The 19,356-nt window shown below is 65.5% G+C and carries 19 protein-coding genes; 11 read left to right on the top strand and 8 right to left on the bottom strand.

Annotated elements, in window-relative coordinates:
* Window positions 1–171: 171 nt before the first annotated feature.
* Window positions 172–726 carry a hypothetical protein gene (locus CRO50_RS02005; RefSeq protein ID WP_097144194.1) on the bottom strand — a complete coding sequence of 185 codons (555 nt, stop codon included), beginning with the start codon at window positions 724–726 and terminating at the stop codon, window positions 172–174.
* A 286-nt stretch (window positions 727–1,012) separates the two neighbouring features.
* Here CRO50_RS02005 and msrB point away from each other — a divergent pair, with 286 nt between their 5' ends.
* Together msrB and msrA are read left to right on the top strand one after the other, a co-directional pair.
* The gene (gene msrB, locus CRO50_RS02000; protein ID WP_097144682.1) at window positions 1,013–1,462 is read left to right on the top strand and encodes a peptide-methionine (R)-S-oxide reductase MsrB; all 450 of its coding nucleotides are present in this window, start codon (window positions 1,013–1,015) and stop codon (window positions 1,460–1,462) included.
* Window positions 1,459–1,968, top strand: a complete 510-nt coding sequence (msrA, locus tag CRO50_RS01995) for a peptide-methionine (S)-S-oxide reductase MsrA (protein WP_097144193.1) — start codon at window positions 1,459–1,461, stop codon at window positions 1,966–1,968. The genes msrB and msrA overlap by 4 nt, the downstream gene beginning before the upstream one ends.
* Window positions 1,969–1,971: 3 nt before the next feature.
* On the opposite strand, the gene CRO50_RS01990 is transcribed toward msrA, so the two are convergent.
* Together CRO50_RS01990 and CRO50_RS01985 are read right to left on the bottom strand one after the other, a co-directional pair.
* Window positions 1,972–2,610: a hypothetical protein gene (locus CRO50_RS01990; RefSeq protein ID WP_097144192.1), complete on the bottom strand. Its 639-nt coding sequence runs from the start codon at window positions 2,608–2,610 to the stop codon at window positions 1,972–1,974.
* Between the two features lie 4 nt (window positions 2,611–2,614).
* Window positions 2,615–3,208, bottom strand: coding sequence for a HupE/UreJ family protein (locus tag CRO50_RS01985; protein WP_097144191.1), 594 nt, complete (start codon window positions 3,206–3,208; stop codon window positions 2,615–2,617).
* Between the two features lie 188 nt (window positions 3,209–3,396).
* Between CRO50_RS01985 and CRO50_RS01980 the strand changes: the two genes are divergently transcribed.
* The 7 genes from CRO50_RS01980 (at window position 3,397) to CRO50_RS01950 (ending at window position 11,214) form a co-directional block, all read left to right on the top strand.
* Window positions 3,397–4,317, top strand: a complete 921-nt coding sequence (locus CRO50_RS01980) for a DMT family transporter (RefSeq protein ID WP_097144190.1) — start codon at window positions 3,397–3,399, stop codon at window positions 4,315–4,317.
* A 115-nt stretch (window positions 4,318–4,432) separates the two neighbouring features.
* Window positions 4,433–5,362, top strand: coding sequence for a LysR family transcriptional regulator (locus CRO50_RS01975; RefSeq protein WP_097144189.1), 930 nt, complete (start codon window positions 4,433–4,435; stop codon window positions 5,360–5,362).
* Window positions 5,363–5,471: 109 nt separating this feature from the next.
* The gene (arfA, locus tag CRO50_RS01970; RefSeq protein ID WP_097144188.1) at window positions 5,472–6,989 is read left to right on the top strand and encodes an arabinosylfuranosidase ArfA; all 1,518 of its coding nucleotides are present in this window, start codon (window positions 5,472–5,474) and stop codon (window positions 6,987–6,989) included.
* 31 nt (window positions 6,990–7,020) lie between these two features.
* A complete protein-coding gene (locus tag CRO50_RS01965) occupies window positions 7,021–8,124 on the top strand; it encodes an ABC transporter ATP-binding protein (RefSeq protein ID WP_269778115.1) in 1,104 nt (367 codons plus the stop codon).
* A 30-nt stretch (window positions 8,125–8,154) separates the two neighbouring features.
* The gene (locus tag CRO50_RS01960) at window positions 8,155–9,432 is read left to right on the top strand and encodes an extracellular solute-binding protein (protein WP_097144186.1); all 1,278 of its coding nucleotides are present in this window, start codon (window positions 8,155–8,157) and stop codon (window positions 9,430–9,432) included.
* A 121-nt stretch (window positions 9,433–9,553) separates the two neighbouring features.
* Window positions 9,554–10,390: a carbohydrate ABC transporter permease gene (locus tag CRO50_RS01955; RefSeq protein WP_232617777.1), complete on the top strand. Its 837-nt coding sequence runs from the start codon at window positions 9,554–9,556 to the stop codon at window positions 10,388–10,390.
* Window positions 10,387–11,214, top strand: a complete 828-nt coding sequence (locus CRO50_RS01950; protein ID WP_097144184.1) for a carbohydrate ABC transporter permease — start codon at window positions 10,387–10,389, stop codon at window positions 11,212–11,214. The genes CRO50_RS01955 and CRO50_RS01950 overlap by 4 nt, the downstream gene beginning before the upstream one ends.
* A 28-nt stretch (window positions 11,215–11,242) precedes the next feature.
* Here the strand turns inward: CRO50_RS01950 and CRO50_RS01945 are convergent, their stop codons facing one another.
* The 5 genes from CRO50_RS01945 to CRO50_RS01925 all read right to left on the bottom strand — a co-directional run bounded on the left by CRO50_RS01945 (window position 11,243) and on the right by CRO50_RS01925 (window position 16,896).
* Window positions 11,243–12,589 carry an NAD(P)/FAD-dependent oxidoreductase gene (locus CRO50_RS01945; protein WP_097144183.1) on the bottom strand — a complete coding sequence of 449 codons (1,347 nt, stop codon included), beginning with the start codon at window positions 12,587–12,589 and terminating at the stop codon, window positions 11,243–11,245.
* Between the two features lie 9 nt (window positions 12,590–12,598).
* Window positions 12,599–13,420, bottom strand: coding sequence for an ABC transporter permease (locus CRO50_RS01940; protein ID WP_097144182.1), 822 nt, complete (start codon window positions 13,418–13,420; stop codon window positions 12,599–12,601).
* Complete coding sequence (locus CRO50_RS01935) at window positions 13,417–14,307, bottom strand: ABC transporter permease subunit (RefSeq protein WP_097144181.1); 891 nt, start codon at window positions 14,305–14,307, stop codon at window positions 13,417–13,419. Before CRO50_RS01935 ends, CRO50_RS01940 begins: the two co-directional genes overlap by 4 nt.
* A 304-nt stretch (window positions 14,308–14,611) precedes the next feature.
* A complete protein-coding gene (locus CRO50_RS01930) occupies window positions 14,612–15,733 on the bottom strand; it encodes an ABC transporter ATP-binding protein (protein ID WP_097144180.1) in 1,122 nt (373 codons plus the stop codon).
* 74 nt (window positions 15,734–15,807) lie between these two features.
* The gene (locus tag CRO50_RS01925) at window positions 15,808–16,896 is read right to left on the bottom strand and encodes a polyamine ABC transporter substrate-binding protein (protein WP_097144179.1); all 1,089 of its coding nucleotides are present in this window, start codon (window positions 16,894–16,896) and stop codon (window positions 15,808–15,810) included.
* A gap of 158 nt (window positions 16,897–17,054) precedes the next feature.
* On the opposite strand from CRO50_RS01925, the gene CRO50_RS01920 reads away from it, so the two are divergent.
* Window positions 17,055–17,750, top strand: a complete 696-nt coding sequence (locus CRO50_RS01920) for a GntR family transcriptional regulator (protein ID WP_097144178.1) — start codon at window positions 17,055–17,057, stop codon at window positions 17,748–17,750.
* Between the two features lie 85 nt (window positions 17,751–17,835).
* Window positions 17,836–19,230, top strand: coding sequence for an aspartate aminotransferase family protein (locus CRO50_RS01915; protein ID WP_097144177.1), 1,395 nt, complete (start codon window positions 17,836–17,838; stop codon window positions 19,228–19,230).
* The last annotated feature ends 126 nt before the right edge of the window (window positions 19,231–19,356 follow it).

Here is a 19,356-nt window from a genome sequence, read left to right as displayed (position 1 = left end):
GTGACCAAAGCATTTGACGAGACAAGAATCTCTTGTGAATCAAACGTTAACGTGATGTTCCGTGTGCCGGCGAATTCTTGCCGATAAACGCGAAAAGCCCCCGCCCGAACCGGGCGGAGGCATCCGTTTTCAAACCTTGGCGCGCCTGGAAAAGCGGCGCTGATCCGGGGATCAGCTGCGGTCGTCGATCACCAGGCGGGTGCTGCCATCGGCCATTGCCTGGGCGCCGATCACGTCCTCTGCGGCATAGCCTTCCGCGTCCAGGGCAGCCGAAAGCTCGGCATCTGCGGCAATGGCGTCGCGCATCGAGGCAATGGCCTCGGCGTTGGCCGAAACGGCGGCGTCCAGGCCCTCTTCGTCGATGGAGCCCTTGGCCATCAGCTCGGTCACCGTGGTGGCGTTCAGCTCGTCGCCGTCCAGCATGCTCGAGAGCAGCAGGCCGCCCGAGGCCTCACCCTCATCGGTCGAGACATTGGCAGAGCCATCAGCGGCAAGCGAGCCTTCCGCTTCGCCATCGGCATCGGCGTTCAGCGCGCCGCCCAGATCCGCGTTCAGACCGTCTTCGGAGGCATTCACCGAGAGGCCGCCGTCGGTGCTGATGCCGCTGTCGCCGACGGACACCCCGAGCGAGCCGCCGGTATCGAGAGAGATATCGGCCATGGCGGCGCCGGAAATGGTGGTGGCAAGCAGGGTGGCGAGCGCGATGGAGCGGGTCTTGGTGGTCATGTCGTTTCCTTTGACGTTAGTTCAATATGGGCCGGTGATTGGTGCCGGTCGCTGCATCAACGGAAGGCCGCGCGGCCCGGTTCCTGCGGTCTTAGGGAAAGTCGTTTGGTGGCAGGGGCTTGCCTGTCGAACCCGCGTCAGTTGGCAAGCCGCTGCCGGTTTTGGCCAGGGGTCAGGCCTGGGTGAAACTATCCCGCCCCATCCCCGTTTCTGACGCCTTCCGCCGGTGCGCCCCTTTCCTTTCGCCCAGGCTTGCCCACATAAAGCAGCAGCAATGGAGGAACCCATGACGGAGTACCGCAAGACCGAAGAGGCCCTCGCCCGACTGAGCCCCGAGGAATACCGGGTGACCCAGGAAAGCGGCACCGAGCGGCCCTTCACAGGCGCCCTGCTGGGCAACAAGCGGGTCGGGATCTACGTTGACGTGGTCTCGGGCGAGCCGCTTTTTGCCTCCTCGGCGAAATATGAAAGCGGCTGTGGCTGGCCCAGCTTCGTGAAGCCGATCGAGGAAGAGAACATCGTCAACCTGCGTGACGAGAGCCATGGCATGGTGCGCATCGAGGTGCGCTCGAAACATGGCGACAGTCACCTGGGCCATGTCTTCCCCGATGGTCCGACCGAACGCGGCGGGCTGCGCTATTGCATCAATTCGGCCTCGCTGCGTTTCGTCCCCAAGGACGAGATGGAGGCAGAGGGCTACGGCAAATACCTCGATCAAGTGGAGGAAGTGGAATGAGTGAAGCACGTGCAGTTCTGGCCGGCGGCTGTTTCTGGGGCATGCAGGACCTGATCCGCAAGAAGCCCGGCGTCGCCCGCACCCGCGTCGGCTATACCGGCGGCGATGTGCCCAATGCGACCTACCGCGACCACGGCACCCATGCCGAGGGGATCGAGATCATCTACGACCCCGAGGTGATCTCGTACCGCGATCTGCTGGAGTTCTTCTTCCAGATCCATGATCCGACCACGCCGAACCGCCAGGGCAATGACATCGGCATGTCCTACCGCTCGGCCATCTACTACGTGGACGAAGAGCAGAAGCAGGTGGCGCTGGATACCATCGCCGATGTGAACGCCTCGGGCATCTGGCCCGGCAAGGTGGTCACCGAGGTCGAGCCCGTGGGCGATTTCTGGGAAGCCGAGCCCGAGCACCAGGATTACCTGGAGCGCATCCCGAACGGCTATACCTGCCACTTCCCGCGCCCCGACTGGGTGCTGCCCAAGCGCTCTGCGGCGGAGTAGGCGCTAGAGCCCGTCCGGCGGACCCGCCAGGACGAAGGCCAGCACGATGATCAGGATCGCGGCGAGCCAGCTGGCCGCGATCCGCAAGGCCAGAGCCGGGATCTTGCCCGGCAATCGCAGGATCTGGCGCCCGCCAAGGGCAGGCCCCAGCACCGCAAGCATCACCCCCGACAGGCTTCCAAGGATCATCGCCATGGGCGGTGTGGCGCTGCCGCCGTGGTAGAGGCTAGCCACGGCCAGCCCCGGCAGCAGCACCGCAGCGGCACCTTGCAGCGCGGCGGGCAGGGGGGGCGGGCAGAGCGCCGTGACCAGCGCCAGGAGGCAGCCGGCCCCGAGGGCGGCAGCGCCGATGCCCTCGGGCGCCAGGCCAGCGAGGCTCAGCCCCGCGCCGAGGCCGATCAGCATGGGCAGCCAGGGCAGGCGCGGGCGGCCGGCCAGTGCCAGGCCCAGGGCGATCAGGGGCAACAGACTTTCCAGCAGACCCAGCGAGAGGCCCAGGCCAAGGGTGAAGTCCCCGGCCTGGTGTTGCAGCGTGCTGCCCGGATGCGCCAGGGCCGTGCCGGGCAGGGCCATGCCTGGCAGGGCAAGGACCCCGAGGTTGGTCAGGACGCTGGGCAGGAGGCGGAGCTGTGCCTGGCGCAAGGGCTCAGGCGAGGCCGGTCAGGAAGGCGCCTCCGGCGGCGGCGATGGCAAGGCCGGCGGCGCGCACCGCAAGGCGGCCTCGGGGCGAGGTCCAGAGCAGGCCGAAGCCGATGCCCGCCATGTGCAGCAGCCCGGTGCCCAGCACGAAGCCCAGGCCATAGGCCAGCGGCCCCGCCGTGCCCGGCAGCTCGGTGCCATGGGCGTGGCCGTGGAAGATGGCGAAAGCGCCGGTGATCAGGGCGGCCACCCAGAGCGGCGCGGGCCAGGCCAGAGCCACCATCAGCCCCAGCACGACGCCGGACAGCGCGATGCCGGTCTCGACGGCGGGCAGCGGCAGGCCGAGGATGCCGGCGGCGGCACCAAGCGCCATGACCAGCGGGAAGACCAGCGGCAGCAGCCAGAGCGCGGGACGGCCAAGCACCGCCCCCCAGAGACCCACGGCCACCATGGCCACCACGTGATCCCAACCCAGGATCGGATGGGCAAAGCCGCTGGCGAAGCCGCCTGCTCCGGTGCTGGTATGGGCCTGGGCCACGCCGGTCTGCAGGGCAAGGACGGCAAGGGCGAGGGGCAGCAGGGGAAGGCGGTTCAGGCGCATGGGGGGATCTTTCGTGGCGGGGATTGCGCGCCAAGATGACCTTTCGGCCACGGAGGGTCAATCTGGCTCGGGCCCTGTCGGGCCGCCGGGGCGGAAGCTGTGGCGCGGATGCAAACCCGCCTTGGCAATTGACCTCCTACCTGCCGCGCGCGACAAACGCCGCGTAACCCACCGGAAAGGCAAGGGCCATGCAGCCGCTCAAGGGCATCCTCCTGAAACTCGTCGCGGTGCTCTGCTTCATCACCATGTCCTCGCTGATCAAGGCCGGGTCGGCCGAGGTGCCGCCGGGCCAGTCGGTCTTCTTCCGTTCGTTCTTCGCCCTGCCGGTGATCCTGGGCTGGCTGGCCCTGCGCGGTGACCTGACCACCGGCTGGCGGGTGAAATCACCCCAGGCCCACGTCTGGCGCGGGCTCATCGGCACCATGGGCATGGGGTGCGGCTTTGCCGGCCTGGCCCTTCTTCCGCTGCCCGAGGTCACCGCGCTTGGCTATGCGGCACCGCTGCTGACGGTGGTCTTCGCCGCGATGTTCCTGTCCGAGAAGGTCGGCATCTACCGCCTGGGCGCGGTCTTCCTGGGCCTGGTCGGCGTGCTGATCGTGCTGGCGCCACGGCTCAGCACCCTGGGCGACGACACCATGCAGGTGACCGAGGCGGTCGGCGCGATCATCGTCCTTTTCGGCGCGGTCTGCGCCGCCCTTGCCCAGGTTCACATCCGCAACATGGTGCGGAGCGAGCAGACCTCGGCCATCGTCTTCTGGTTCTCGGTCACCTCGACCCTGCTGTCGCTGCTGACCCTGCCCTTCGGCTGGGCCGTGCCCTCGATACCGACGGTGCTGATGCTGATCACGGCGGGGCTCATCGGCGGGATGGGGCAGATCTTCCTGACCTCCAGCTACCGCTTCGCCGATGCTTCGGTGGTGGCGCCCTTCGACTATGCCTCGATGCTCTTTGCCCTGGGCATCGGCTATTTCATCTTCGACGAGGTGCCGACCCCGCAAATGCTGCTCGGGGCGGCGATCATCATCTCGGCGGGGGTGATCATCATCCTGCGCGAGCGCCATCTGGGCCTGAAGCGCGAGGCGGCGCGCTCGGCCAAGACCCCGACCTGAGGCGACGGTACCGGGGCGGGGGCAGGGACCCGCTCCACCGCCGCCCCTTGCAGAGCCTTGTCCTTCTCCAGCATGGTTGGCGCAGGCGACAACAGGAAACCGGGTTTGTAAGCAATTGGGTCTTTATCTTCGCTCTCTCCGGCCGGTTCAGCTGCGCCTGATCTCTGCCATCTCCACCCATGGCAAGCTGCGCCTGGCGGCAGACGCCTGCGGCATGACCACGCCCGCCGCCTCGCGCATGCTGGCCGACATGGAGACGCAGCTTGAAACGGAATTGTTCGAGCGCAAGGCCAAGGGCATGGTGCCGACCCCGGCAGGCCAGGTCCTGGCCCGACATGCCCGCAAGCTGGTCCATGATGTCGACCAGATGGCAGAGGAATTCTCGGCCCATCTCGGCGGGCAGGGCGGTGCCGTGCGGGTCGGCGCGGTGACCGGCGGCGCGCTGGCGGTGCTGATCCCCTCGATCCTGGATCTCAAGCACATCGCGCCGCAGGTCGATGTCTCGCTCGATGTCTCGTCCTCGTCGCATCTCATGCTGGGGCTGGAGCGGGGTGACTACGACTTCACCCTGAGCCGCGTGGGCTCGCATGATTATTCCCGCGACTTCGACATCATCCCCGCCAAGACCGAGTCGATCCTGCTCATGGTGCGGCGCAGCCATCCGCTGGCCGACGCCGGCCCGATAGCCCTGGCCGAACTTCAGGACGCATTGTGGACCATGCAGGACCGTGGCGCGCCGATTCGCCATGCGCTCGAGATCGCCTTCTACGAAGAGGGCATCGACCTGCCGCAGAGCATGATCAAGACCGCCTCGGTCGTCGCGATCATGGCGCTGCTGCGGGATTCGGACGTCATCGCGGTGGTCACCCAGGAGGTCGCGGACCTGCTGCTCTCGCCGCCCTATTGCGCCGATCTGACCCTGCTCGAGACCGAAAGACCCATCGCGATCGAGCCATATTACGTGCTTTGCCCGCGAGATCGCCTGATTTCTCCGGCCGCTTCGCGCCTTCTAGATCTGGTCAAGAGCCGTATTTCAGGGGCGTAAACCGCCTTTTGTTATCAATTCTGTCAACGCGAGAGAAGAAAAAGTAAATTTCTGTTAACGCTTCCGCTGCGTAGGGTCCCGTCAATCAGGATTCGTATCGGGAGGGGCTATGAAGGGCCGCGCAACAGTTCATCGGGACTACAAGATCGCCAGGATTGATGATCGTCTCTATTCCGCCTTCATCGAGCATATGGGCCGCGCCATCTACAGCGGCATCTATGAACCGGACCATCCCACGGCCAATGCGCAGGGGTTCCGCACCGATGTCCTGGAGCTTGTCCGGGGGCTGAACATCCCCGCGATCCGCTATCCGGGTGGCAACTTCGTCTCGGCCTACAAGTGGGAGGACGGCATCGGTCCGCAAGAGGATCGTCCGGTGCGTCTCGATCTTGCCTGGCGCTCGAAGGAGACCAACCAGGTCGGCATCAACGAATTCGCCGGTTGGGCCGAGGATGCGGGCATCGAGATGATGCTGGCGGTCAACCTGGGCACCCGCGGCATCGAGGAGGCGCGCAACTTCGTCGAATATTGCAACCACCCCTCGGGCACCTACTGGAGCGACCTGCGGCGCAGCCACGGGGTCGAGAGCCCCTATGGCGTGAAGATGTGGTGCCTCGGCAACGAGATGGATGGCCCCTGGCAGATCGGTCACATGGAGGCCAAGGAATACGGTCGCCTGGCGGATGAGACCTCGAAGGCGGTGAAGGCCTTCGGCGGCGGGATCGAGACCGTGGTCTGCGGCTCGTCCAACGATGGCATGCCCACCTATCCCGACTGGGAACGCCAGGTGCTGGAGGAATGCTATGAGAACGTCGATTACATCTCGCTGCACAAGTACTTCGGCAACACCAGCCGCAACACGCTGAACTACTTCGCCAAGATCGAAGAGACCGGCCGCTACATCCAGTCCATCGCCGGGGTCATCGACTACGTGAAGGCCAAGAAGCGGGCCAAGAACGATATCTACATCTGCTTCGACGAGTGGAACGTCTGGTATCACAACCGCGAGCAGGACAGTAAGAACTGGCACTCCTGGGACTGGCCCGAGGCGCCGGCGCTGCTGGAAGAGGATTACAACCTCGAGGATGCGATCTTCGTCGGCGGTCTGCTGAACGAGTTCATCCGCCGTTCGGACCGGGTGAAGATCGCCTGTATCGCGCAGCTGGTGAACGTGATCGCCCCGATCCGCACCACCAGGGGCGGCAGCGCCTGGGCGACCTCGATCTACTATCCCTACCAGTTCGCCAGCCTCCATGGCCGCGGCACCGCGCTCAACGTCGCCGTGGACTGCCCGCGCTACGACGAGGATGCGGCGCAGGACGTGAACTTCCTAGATATCGCCGCCGTGCTGGCGCCCGACGGCAAGTCGGTGACCCTCTTCGCCATCAACCGCAGCCTCGAGGAACCGATGGAGGTCAGTCTGGACCTGCAGGGCTTCGACAACGTGACGATCATCGACCACCAGGTGATGGGCGGCGACTTCAGCGAGGCGCGGGTGGCCAACACCGAGGCCGAGCCCGACCGCATCAAGCCGCGCAAGGGCGACAAGCTGGGAGTCGTCGACGGATCGCTCAAGGGCGAGCTGCCGGCCTTCTCCTATTCCTTGATCCGGCTCTCGGTCGGATAAACAGGGGGGAGACGAGCTGAAAGACATGAATATGGGGGGAGGAACCGCCATGGAGGACATGGGCGTTCATCTGCAAGGGGTCCAGAAGAGCTTTGGACCGATGAAAGTGATCCGCGGCGTGGACATGGAGATCCGCCGCGGGGAATTCGCGGTCTTCGTCGGCCCGTCGGGTTGCGGGAAGTCGACCCTGCTGCGCATGGTGGCGGGGCTTGAGGACACCACGGATGGCAAGATCCATATCGGTGAACGGGAGGTCACCGACGAGGATCCTGCCGATCGTGGCGTCGCCATGGTCTTTCAGTCCTATGCGCTCTACCCGCATCTGTCGGTCTTCGAGAACATGGCCTTCAGCCTGCGCCTGGCCAAGCGTCCCAAGGCCGAGGTCACCAAGAAGGTCCAGGAGGCGGCAGCGATCCTGCAGCTGACCGACCACCTCGAGAAGAAGCCCTCGCAGCTTTCCGGCGGCCAGCGCCAGCGGGTCGCCATCGGCCGCGCCATCGTCCGCGCGCCCGAGGTCTTCCTGTTCGACGAGCCGCTGTCGAACCTCGATGCCGAGCTTCGGGTGCAGATGCGCCTCGAGCTGGCGCGGCTGCACAAGGCGCTTGGCGCGACGATGATCTACGTCACCCATGACCAGGTCGAAGCAATGACCCTGGCCGACAAGATCTTCGTGCTCCAGGGCGGCTACGTGCAGCAATCCGGCGCGCCGCTGGATCTCTACGACGACCCGTCCAACCGCTTCGTGGCAGGGTTCATCGGCTCTCCGTCGATGAACTTCTTCGCCGCGACGGTGACCGCGCGGACCGCGGGCGGCATCACCGCGCAGCTGGACGGACAGGGCGACCAGAGCTTCGACGTGGCCCTGGAGAATCCGCCCGCCGAGGGCGCGAAGATCACCATCGGCATCCGCCCCGAGCACCTCAGCCTGACCGATGGTCCCGGCCTGCGCGTGGCGGTGGACGTGGCCGAGGAACTGGGCGGCATGTCCTACCAGCACGGCACCCTTGAGGGGGGGGAGCCCGTGATCTTCCAGCAATCCGGTGCCCGCCACGACATGGGCGGCACGACGCAGACGGTCACCCCCGAGGGTGGCCGCATCTTCGTCTTCGACGAAGAGGACAAGAGAATTCGGTGAAAAACTGAATATTTTGGAGGAGGAGAAAACATGAAACGGACTTTCAAGACATTAGCAGCGGTCTCCGCGCTGACCCTGGGCCTTGCGGCTCCGGCCATGGCGCAGGTCGAAGTCGAATGGTGGGACTTCCTCGGCGGCGGTGACGGCGTGCGGATGAAGGCGCTGATCGAGGAGTTCAACGCCGAGCATTCCGACATCCAGATCAACGGCACCACTCTGGACTGGGGCCTGCCCTTCTATACCAAGGTGCGTACTTCGGTCGCCGTCGGCCAGGGACCCGACGTGATGACCTACCACCTGTCGCGCCTGCCGCTGGCGCTGGAAGAGGGCGTGCTGTCTCCGATCACCGCGGCGGATCTCGAGACCGCGGGCCTGTCGGCCGGTGACTTCTTCGAGGCCCCGCTGGCCGCAGCCTCGACCGATGACGGCACGCTGATGGCGGTGCCCTTCGACATCCACGCCGTGGTCACCTACTACAACCGCACCGCGCTCGAGGGCACCGACTGGCTGGACGCCGACGGCAACCTCACCGGCCTCGACTCGGTCGAGGACATGACCGAGCTGTTGACCTGGGCCAAGGAGCAGGGCTTCAGCGATCCGCTCAGCTTCCAGTCCGAAGGCGGCGGCGGCACCTGGCGGATGTTCTACACCCTCATGCGTCAGCAGGGCGGCGAGATGCTGACCGATGGCGAGGTCCTGGCCGGCGACAACCTGGACAAGGCCGTGAAGTCGATCCAGATCCTGGCCGACTGGCGCGCCGAGGGGCTGATCCCCGAGCAGGCCTCCTACGAGGCGTCGGTGGCGCTCTTCTCGGGCGGCAAGTCGCTGCTGCACATCAACGGCGTCTGGGAGGTCCCGACCTTCAAGGATTCCGCCGAGGCCGAGACCCTGGGCTTCGACTGGTTCGCCAACGAGGTGCCCCAGTTGCTCGAGCAGCCCGCCACCTGGGCGGACAGCCACGCCTTCGCCATCCCCAATGATCCCGACATGTCCGCCGAGACCCGCGACGCGGTCCTGACGGTCATCGGCTGGATGCAGGAGCATTCGCTGGCCTGGGCCGGTGCGGGCCACATTCCCGCCTATACGCCCACGGTCGACAGCGACGCCTACGCCGCGCTGCAGCCCAATGCCACTTATGCCTCGCTGGCACAGAACGCGGCCTTCGATCCGCGCTCGAAGATCGCCGGTGTGGCTTCGCCCATCTACGATGCGGTGGATAATCTGATCGCCCCTGCCGTTCATGGTTTCCTCAGCCCTGAAGACGCTGCGGCACAGATGAAAGACCAGCTGCAATCGCTGCTGGACTGATCGAGACCGCCGGGGGCCTGCCCGTCAGGGCCGGCCCCCGGCATCCGAAGACCAAAGTGGATGGAAGGCCCCCATGTTGACACCCAAGCGTCGGCGCAGAGAACGCCGGACGGCATTCCTGATGATTGCCCCGTTCCTGTCCATCTTCATCGCCTTCTTCCTCTACCCGACGTTCAGTGTCATCGCGCTCAGCTTCACGGATGCGCCGCTGATCGGTAAGGGCGAGTGGATCGGCCTGGGCAATTACGCCAAGCTGCTGAACGACCGGCTGTTCTACACCTCGCTGTGGAACAACTTCTATTTCGTGCTGCTGACGGTGATCCCGACCACGGTGATCGCGCTGCTGATCGCGCTGGCGGTGAGCAAGCTGAAGGGCCGCATGCAGGCCCTGGTGCTGACCCTGTTCTTCCTGCCCTTCGTGCTGCCGGTCTCGGTGGTGACGATGATCTGGGCCTGGATGCTCGACTTCCAGTTCGGCATCCTGCAGCCGGTGATCGCCGCCATCACCGGCAAGCCGGTGCCGGTGTTCATGAACCCCTACTGGGTGATGCCGATGATCGCCGTGGTGACCATCTGGTGGACCAATGGCTTCAACGTGCTGCTGCTGATTGCCGGGCTGCGCAACATCCCCGCCGATCTCTACGAGGCCGCCGCCCTGGACGGGGCCACCGCCTGGCAGCGCTTCCGGCGCGTCACCTGGCCCCTGCTCTGGCCGGTCATCGCGCTGGTGCTGACCCTGCAGCTGATCCTTCAGCTGAAGATCTTCGACCAGGTCTACCTGCTGTCCAACGGTGGGCCCTTCAACCGCTCCTACGTCGTGCTGATGCAGATCTACCGCGAGGCCTTCCAGCTGAACCACGGAGGCTACGCCTCGGCCATCGCCATGGTGCTGTTCCTGTTCATCGTCGTGCTGTCGGTTCTGCAATTCCAGCTGCTGCGCATGGGAGGCCGCAAATGATCACCATCAAGCAGGCCCGCAACATCGCCTTCACCACCCTCGTGCTGATCGCCGCGGCGATCTGGATCTTCCCGCTCTACTGGGCACTCACCACCTCGCTGCGCAGCGAGAACCGCATCGTCGCCGATGCCGGCTGGCTCATCGACGAGCTCAACTTCGCCGCCTTCGTCGAGATCCTGAAGAACTCGAAACTGCCGGTCTGGTACCTGAACTCGGTCGGGACCTCGCTGATCATCACCGCGGTGGTGCTGCTCACCGGCATGATGTGCGCCTATGCGCTGTCGCAGCTGCGCTTCCCCGGCCGCCGCCTGCTCTACCTGGTGGTGGTAGGCAGCTTCATGGTGCCGGTTCCGGCGCTCTATGTCGCGCAATTCGTGCTGATGAACGACCTCGGGCTGGTGAACACCTGGTGGGGCATCATCCTGCCGCAGCTCATCGTTCCGGTGGTGATCATCGTCTACAAGCAGTTCTTCGACGCCATCCCGAAAGAGATGCGCGAAGCCGTGGTCCTGGACGGAGGCGGCGACTTCGCGCTGCTCTTCAAGCTCTACCTGCCGCTCAACTGGGGCATCACCGCGGCGCTGGGGATCATCACCTTCATCTCGGCCTGGAACAACTTCTTCTGGCCCTTCCTGGTGGTGACCAGCGAAGGCATGATGACCATCCCGGTCGGGATCACCCAGGTGACGGATTCCTTCGGCGTGGCCTATGCCCGGATGATGGCCCTGGCGCTGCTGGCCGCGGCCCCGGTGATCATCGGCTACCTGATCTTCCAGAAGCGCGTGACCGAGGCCGTGATGATCTCGGCCGGTGTGAAAGGCTAGGGCCGCAGGCCTGGCACGGCGGGGCCCTTCACAGATCGAAGAGCTTCGCCATGCCGTATTCCGCCGCCAGGAAGGCGCGGCGGAAACGCCCCAACGGGAAGCGCGGGGGCGGGGCGGCGAAGGCGGCGGGCAGGATCTCGGAAGGGGTCTCTCCGCGCGACAGCTCTGCCATCCGCGCCCCGAGGTAAGATCCCATGGCCACCCCGTTGCCGTGATAGCCGAAGGCGGCGAAGACGCCGGGCATGTCGGGGATCGGTCCGCAATAGGGCGTCAGCGAGGCCGTCAGGCAGACCATGCCGGACCAGTGGTGCGGCGTCTCGACGTGGCGCCAGGCGGGGAAGGCGGCCTCGAAGTCGGCCCGGACGCGGGCGGCGATCTTCGCTTCGACCCGTGGCGAGGACAGCAACCCGCCCCTCTGGCCGAAGACCATGCGGCCGTCCGGCGTCAGGTGGAAGTAATGCAGCAGCCGCCGTTCTTCATAGGCCATCTGACGCGACCAGTAGCCCTGGGCCTCGAGCTCGTCCTGGCTCATCCGGCGGGTGGTCAGGACCGAGCTCTGCGCCGGCAGCAACCGCCCCCTGAGCCAGGGCAGCAGGCTCTCGGCGGTATAGCCATTGGTGGCGATCAGCACACGGTCGGCGTGGATCTCGGCGGCAGGCGTCGTGACACGCAGGCCCGTCGCCGCCTGTTCGACACGCAGGGCAGGTGTGCCCCCGTGGATGCGCGCGCCCGCGCGCTCGGCCGCCGCCAGCAGGCCGGCGGCGTATTTGCGCGGATGCAGGGCGAACCCGATGGGCACATGCAGACCGCCATGCCAGGTGGGGCCCTCCAGCCCCTCGCAGCCCAGGTCCGATTTCTCCAGCACCCGGCAGGTGACGCCATAGGCCTGCGAAAGCGCCTCTGCCTCGTGCCTCAGGGCGCGCATGGCCCTGGGCGAATGGGCCAGGATGGTCTCTCCGGTAGAGTGGCGGTCCACGTCCAGGTCGAGATCCTTCACCAGCCGTTCCACATGGGCCACGGCGGCGGCCTCGGCGCGGCGCACCGAGGCGGGTTCTTCGGGGCCGAAGCGGCGCAGCTGCCGGTCCGAGGCGCGCGAGGAGCCGAGGCAGCAGAAACCGCCGTTGCGCCCCGAGGCGCCGAACGCCGGGAACTGGGCCTCGATCAGCATCACCTCTTCGCCGGCGCGGGCCAGGTCGAGCGCGGCGTTCAGCCCGGTGAAACCGCCGCCGATGACCAGCACCGGCACCCGGTGGCTGCCCTCGAGAACGGGACGTTCGAGACTGGCGTCGGGCACGTCCTCGGACCAGTAGCAGGTTTCGATGGGCGCGCGGGAGTAGGTGTAGCCGGGATAAATCCGGCGTTCTGTATTGGTCATGAGAGGTCTTTAGGCTTCGTCCCGTACCGCGTCACGCTCTTCCTGCATCTGCCGCACCGAGGCCCGCTTCGAGGCCAGGGAGAAGATGATCACGCCGATGGCCACGATGCCGATCATGATGGTCGAGAGCGCGTTGATCTCGGGCGAGACCCCGAGGCGCACGGCCGAGAAGATCTTCATCGGCAGCGTGGTCGACGAGGGGCCGGCGGCGAAGGAGGCGATCACCAGGTCATCCAGCGACAGGGTGAAGGCCAGCAGCCAGCCCGAGACCACCGCCGGCGCGATGATCGGCAGGGTGACCAGCCGGAAGCTCTGCCAGGGGGTGCAGCCGAGGTCCAGCGCCGCTTCCTCCAGCGAGATGTCGAAGGAGGCCAGCCGCGAGGAGACCACCACCGAGACGTAGCACATCGAGAAGGTGGTATGGGCCAGCACGATGGTCAGCACGCCACGATCCAGCCCGATGCCGATGAAGAGCAGAAGCAGCGACAGGCCGGTGATCACTTCGGGCATGACGAGCGGCGCGTAGATCATGCCGGAAAACAGCGTCCGCCCCAGGAAACGTCCCGAGCGCACCAGGATCCAGGCCGCCATGGTGCCCAGCACCGTGGCGATGGTCGAAGAGATCAGCCCGACCTTCAGCGTCACCAGGGCGGCGTCGAGGAAGGCCTCGTTGCGGATCAGCTCTCCGTACCAGCGGGTCGAGAAGCCGGCCCAGACGGTGACCAGCTTCGAGGCGTTGAAGCTGTAGATCACCAGGATCAGCATCGGCAGGTAGAGGAAGGCCAGGCCGAAGGTCAGCGAGACCACGTTGAAAGCGCTCATCCGTCTCATTTGCCGGCCTCCCGGTTCTTCTGCTCGTTGCGCTGGAAGAGCACGATGGGGATGATCAGGATCAGCAGCAGCACCACGGCCACCGCCGAGGCCACGGGCCAGTCACGGTTGTTGAAGAACTCTTCCCACAGCACCTTGCCGATCATCAGCGTGCCCGAGCCGCCAAGCAGCGAGGGGATGACGAATTCGCCGAGGGCAGGGATGAAGACCAGGAAGCAGCCGGCGATGATGCCGGGCCGCGACAGCGGAATGGTGACCAGCCAGAAGGCCGAAGCGCGCGAGCAGCCCAGGTCCTCGGCCGCCTCGATCAGCGAGACATCCAGCTTCTCGAGCGTGGCGTAGATCGGCAGGATCATGAAGGGCAGGTAGGTATAGACGATACCGATATAGACCGCGATCTCGGTGTTCATGATGGTCAGCGGCTCGCTGATCAGCCCGGTCCACAGCAGGAAGCTGTTGAGGATGCCGTTCTGGCTGAGGATACCCATCCAGGAATAGACGCGGATCAGGAAGGAGGTCCAGAAGGGCAGGATCACCAGCATCATCAGCGTCGGGCGCCACTCGGGCGCGGCCGAGGCCATGGCATAGGAGATGGGGTAGCCCACCAGCAGCGTCAGCACGGTCGAGATCAGCGCGATCTTCAGCGACGACAGGTAGGCGCGCCAGTAAAGGTCATCCGAGGCCAGGAAGGCGAAGTTCTCGAAGTCGAGTTGAGAGAAGAAGTCCTTCAACCCGGCCCAGCCGGCGGCGAAATCGACCTGCGGCAGATAGGGCGGGCGCGCCAGCGCCACGTCCGACAGCGAGATCTTCACGACGATCAGGAAGGGCACCAGGAAGAGCGCCAGCAGCCAGAGATAGGGAAGGGCGATCAGGATCAGGCGGCGCATGGGATGCCTCCGCTGGTGCTCGTGCCGAGGGGGGCGGGGGGGCGCTGCCCCCCGTCTCCGTGCCGGAGACTCCCCCCGGAGGTATTTTCGGCCTGGTGATGGAACAGGTCGTGCCCCCGAAGCGGCCTACTTTCCCAGTGAGAGCGTGCAAACGCCTGTGGCAAAACGAGGCCGCCCTTCCGGGCCATGTCCCGCTGCATCACCAGGCTGGAAATACCTCCGGGGGAGTCGGGCTTGCCCGACCGGGGGCAGAGCCCCCGCTGACCGGCGTGCCGGTCGTCCAGCGGGATGGGCCTGCGCACGCTCACCGCTCCAGCACCACGGCGGCGGTGTCGGACCAGCTGAGCCAGACCTTGTCTTCCCAGGTGAAATTGCGGCGCGAGATGCGACGGGTGTTGGTGGACTGAGCCTTGATCATCTCTCCGGTCGGCAGCTTGACGTGGTAGGTCGAGATATTGCCCAGGTAGCCGATGTCGATGATCTCGCCATGGACCTTGTTGCTGGTCTCGGGCTCTTCGGAAGAGATGGTGATCTTCTCGGGGCGGATGGCCAGGTAGCAGGTCTGGTCCTTCTGCAGCAGGGCGGTCGAGGTGGCGACGAGCGGCGAAGCGCCCTCGGCCCAGCTGACCAGCACCTTGTCGCCGGACTGGCTGGCGCTGCCCTTGATGATGTTCACGTCGCCGATGAAATCGGCCACGTAGACCGAGTTCGGGTTCTCGTAGATCCGGTCGGGGGTCGAGACCTGCACGAGCTGGCCCTCGTCCATCACCGCCACGCGGGAGGCGACGGTCATCGCCTCTTCCTGGTCGTGGGTGACGATGACGAAGGTGGTGCCGGTCTTCTCCTGGATGTCCATCAGCTCGAACTGGGTTTCCTCGCGCAGCTTCTTGTCGAGCGCGCCGAGCGGTTCATCGAGCAACAGCAGTTTCGGCGCCTTGGCGAGCGAACGGGCCAGGGCCACGCGCTGGCGCTGGCCACCCGAAAGCTGGTGCGGCTTGCGGCGGGCGAATTTCTCGAGCCGGGTCAGGCGCATCATGTCGGCGACGCGGGTTTCGATATCGCTCTTGTCGCGGCCCTCGCGCTTCAGGCCGAAGGCGATGTTGTCCCAGACCGACAGATGCGGAAACAGCGCGTAGCTCTGGAACATCATGTTCACCGGGCGCTTGTTCGGCGGCGTCGCGGCGATGTCCTCTCCGCCCAGCAGGATCTTGCCCGAGGTGGGCGTCTCGAAGCCTGCCAGCATCCGCATCAGGGTGGTCTTGCCGCAGCCCGAGGGGCCCAGGAGAGCGAAGAACTCGCGGGTGTAGATATCGAGGTCGATATTGTGGATCGCCGTGAAGTCACCGAATTTCTTGGTGACGTTCTGGAAGCGGATCAGCGGCTTCTCCTCGGGATCTTCCCAGGGGGCAAAGACGGTCTGGGGCATGCGCGGGCCGGGCTCCTAGGCATGAGTGATCCCGCGCCATGGGGGCATGGCGCGGGAAGGATGGCGAGGCGGGATCAGAGACCCGACTTCACCTCGGTCCAGAGCTTGGTCAGCTTGCGCTGAGAGCGCAGGTCGAAGGGCGTGACCGTGTAGAGGTTCTCCAGCGTCGCCTCGTCGGGGTAGATGGCGTTGTCGCCGATCACGTCCTCGATGAGGTATTCCTGGGAGGCCTTGTTGCCGTTGGCGTAGTAGACGTAGTTCGACGCCGCGGCCATGTTCTGCGCATCCATGATGAAGTTCAGGAAGGTATGCGCCGCCTCGGGGTTCGGGGCATCGACCGGGATCGCCATCATGTCGAACCACATCAGCGCACCCTCGGTGGGGATGTAGTATCCCACCTCGACACCGTTGTCGGCCTCGGCGGCACGGTCACGGGCGATCAGCACGTCGCCGGACCAGCCGAGCGCGACGCAGACATCGCCATTGGCCAGCGCGTTGATGTATTCCGAGCTGTGGTACTTCTGGATGAAGGGACGCACGGCGGTCAGCACTTCCTGTGCCTTGGCCAGGGCCTCGTCGGACTTGTCGTCGGGGTTGTCCCAGCCGGCATAGGTCAGCGCGGCGGGCACCGTCTCGGTCGGGGCGTCGAGCATCATGATGCCGCATTCGGCCAGCTTCTCGGCGTTGGCCGGATCGAAGATCAGCGACAGCGAGTTCATCGGCGCGTCCTCGCCCAGGATCTCCTGGACCTTGCCGACGTTCACGCCGAGGCCGGTGGTGCCCCACATGTAGTTGATCGAATACTCGTGGCCGGGATCGTAGACATCGGTCCGCTTTTCGATCACGTCCCACATGTTTTCCAGGTTCGGCAGCTTGGACTTGTCCAGCGGCTGGAAGGCGCCGGCCATGATCTGGCGCTGCAGGAAGGTGCCGGTGGGAACGACGACGTCGTAACCGGAGCCGCCGGCCAGCATCTTGGTCTCGAGCAGCTCGTTGCTGTCGAAGACATCGTAGACCAGCTTGATGCCGGTTTCTTCCTCGAACTTCGACAGGAGCTCTTCGTCGATGTAGTCGGACCAGTTGTAGACATGGACCTCTTCAGCCTGGGCCATGACGGCTCCAAGCGCGAGGGTCGCGGCCGTGAGGCCAAGAATCGTCTTCATGATATACTCTCCCGTTTGCGTATTTCGGGGTCTTTCGCCCCTCGCCCCTGGATTTTGATCAAAAACCAGGGCTTCTGGCAACATGAAGATGTTTTCATGCGGCCGGAAGCCGTGCAAGATGGCCTGCGAGAACGGAGGTTTGGTCCGAGGTGAGTAATTTGCAGGCAGCAGAGGCCACATCTGGCGGGATCACCCCCCAGGAGGCGCAGAACGAGCGGCAGGGGGCGGGTTTGCCCGCCCATGAAGTGGTCTATCGGACCCTCCGGGCCCGTGTGCTCTTTGGCCAGTTCGAGCCTGGGCAGGCGGTGACGATCCAGGGGCTGGTGGCCGAGCTCGGCGCCGGGATGACCCCGGTGAGAGAGGCGCTGCGCCGGCTGATGGCCGAGGGTGCGCTCGAGTTTCGCGGCAATCGGCGGATTTCCGTCCCCCAGCTTGGCCAATCCGAGATCGAGCAGCTTCTGACCGCCCGCCGGGGCCTCGAGCCCGAGCTGGCGCGCCGTGCCTGCGCCCGGATCACGCCGCGCGACGTGGCCGCGCTGGAGCGAATCGACATGGCGCTGGACGACGCCATCCGGCGCGGAAACGTGCATGACTACCTGGTCGAGAACCACCGTTTCCACTCTGATCTGAACCGTATCGCCGAGGCGCCGATCCTGGCCGAGCTGGTCGAGGGGCTCTGGCTGCGCTTCGGTCCCTCGCTGCGCGTGGTCTGCGGCGCCTTCGGCACGCGGAACCTGCCGGACATGCACAAGGATCTTCTTTCCGCCCTGAAAACAGGCGATGGAGAGGGCGCTGCCCGCGCCATGCAGGGCGATCTGGAGCAGGGAATGGAGATGATCCTTCGCGCGCTCTGAAGTGCCGCGATTCGATTGACACTGATCAATTTGATCATATTCTGGATTCGAGCGCCCTTTGCGGGCGGAGTTCGAGGATTCCAGCATGAACAAGATCAGCAACCACCTGCCGACGGCAGAGCTTCAGGCTCTGGACGCGGCGCATCATGTCCATCCCTTCAGCACCCAGGCCGAGCTGGCAGAGCGTGGCGCCCGTGTCATCACCCGCGCCGACGGCTGCTGGCTGACCGACAGCGACGGCGAGACCATTCTCGACGCCATGGCGGGGCTGTGGTGCGTCAACATCGGCTATGGCCGCGACGAGCTGGCCGAGGTCGCCGCGCAGCAGATGCGCGAGCTGCCCTATTACAACACCTTCTTCATGACGACCCATGTGCCGGTCATCGCCTTGTCGAAGAAGCTGGCGGAGCTGGCGCCGGGCAATCTGAACCACGTGATGTATTCCTCCTCGGGTTCCGAGGCGAATGACACCAACCTGCGCCTGGTCCGCACCTACTGGGCCGAGAAGGGCAAGCCCGAGAAGCAGGTGATCATCTCGCGCTGGAATGCCTATCACGGCTCTTCCGTGGGCTCGGGCTCGCTTGGCGGGATGAAGGGCATGCATGCCCAGGGCGGTCTGCCGATCCCCGGCATCCACCACATCGACCAGCCCGACTGGTGGAACGAAGGCGGCGACATGTCCCCCGAGGACTTCGGCCTGGAGCGCGCGCAGCAGCTGGAGAAGGCCATCCTGGAGCTGGGCGAGGACAAGGTCGCGGCTTTCATCGCCGAGCCCATCCAGGGCGCCGGTGGCGTCATCGTGCCGCCCGCGACCTACTGGCCCGAGATCCAGCGCATCTGCGACAAGTACGAGATTCTGCTGATCGCGGACGAGGTGATCTGCGGCTTCGGGCGCACCGGCAAGTGGTTCGGCTCTGAAACCGTGGGTATCCGTCCCGACATCATGACCATCGCCAAGGGTCTCAGCTCGGGGTACCAGCCCATCGGTGGCTCGATCCTGTCCGACGAGGTCGCCGCCGTGATCGGCGCGACCGAGTTCAACCACGGCTATACCTACTCGGGTCACCCCGTCGCGGCGGCCGTCGCGCTGGAGAACCTGCGCATCCTGGAGGAAGAGGGCGTCGTGGCCCGTTTCGGCGCCCAGACCGCGCCCTACCTGAAGGAAAAGTTCCAAAGCCTCGCCGATCACCCGATGGTGGGTGAGGCGAACATCGTTGGCGGCATGGGCTCTCTTGCGCTGACGCCGGACAAGGCCAGCCGCGCCAAGTTCGCCGCCCCTGCCGGTACGGTGGGCTACATGGTGCGCGAGCGCTGCTTCGCCAACAACCTGGTGATGCGCCACGTGGGCGACCGGATGATCATCTCTCCGCCGCTGGTGATCACCAACGAGGAAGTCGATACGCTGATCGAACGCGCCCGTCTCAGCCTCGACGAGGCCTACGAGAAGGTGAAGGCCGAGGGGCTGTTCGTCGCCGCCTGATCCGGCGCACGGTACGAGAGTGGGCGTCCTGCGGGGCGCCCCTTCGCGTTTCGGGCCCGGCCTCGTGGCGGAACCCGGTCTCTCCGGGGGCGTTCCATCTGTACAACAGATGTGACTGGAGCCCGC

The organism is Pseudooceanicola antarcticus (assembly GCF_900215355.1).
In the GTDB taxonomy this organism is placed as follows: Bacteria; Pseudomonadota; Alphaproteobacteria; order Rhodobacterales; family Rhodobacteraceae; genus Pseudooceanicola; species Pseudooceanicola antarcticus.
This window is presented reverse-complemented; position numbering and strand designations above follow the sequence as displayed.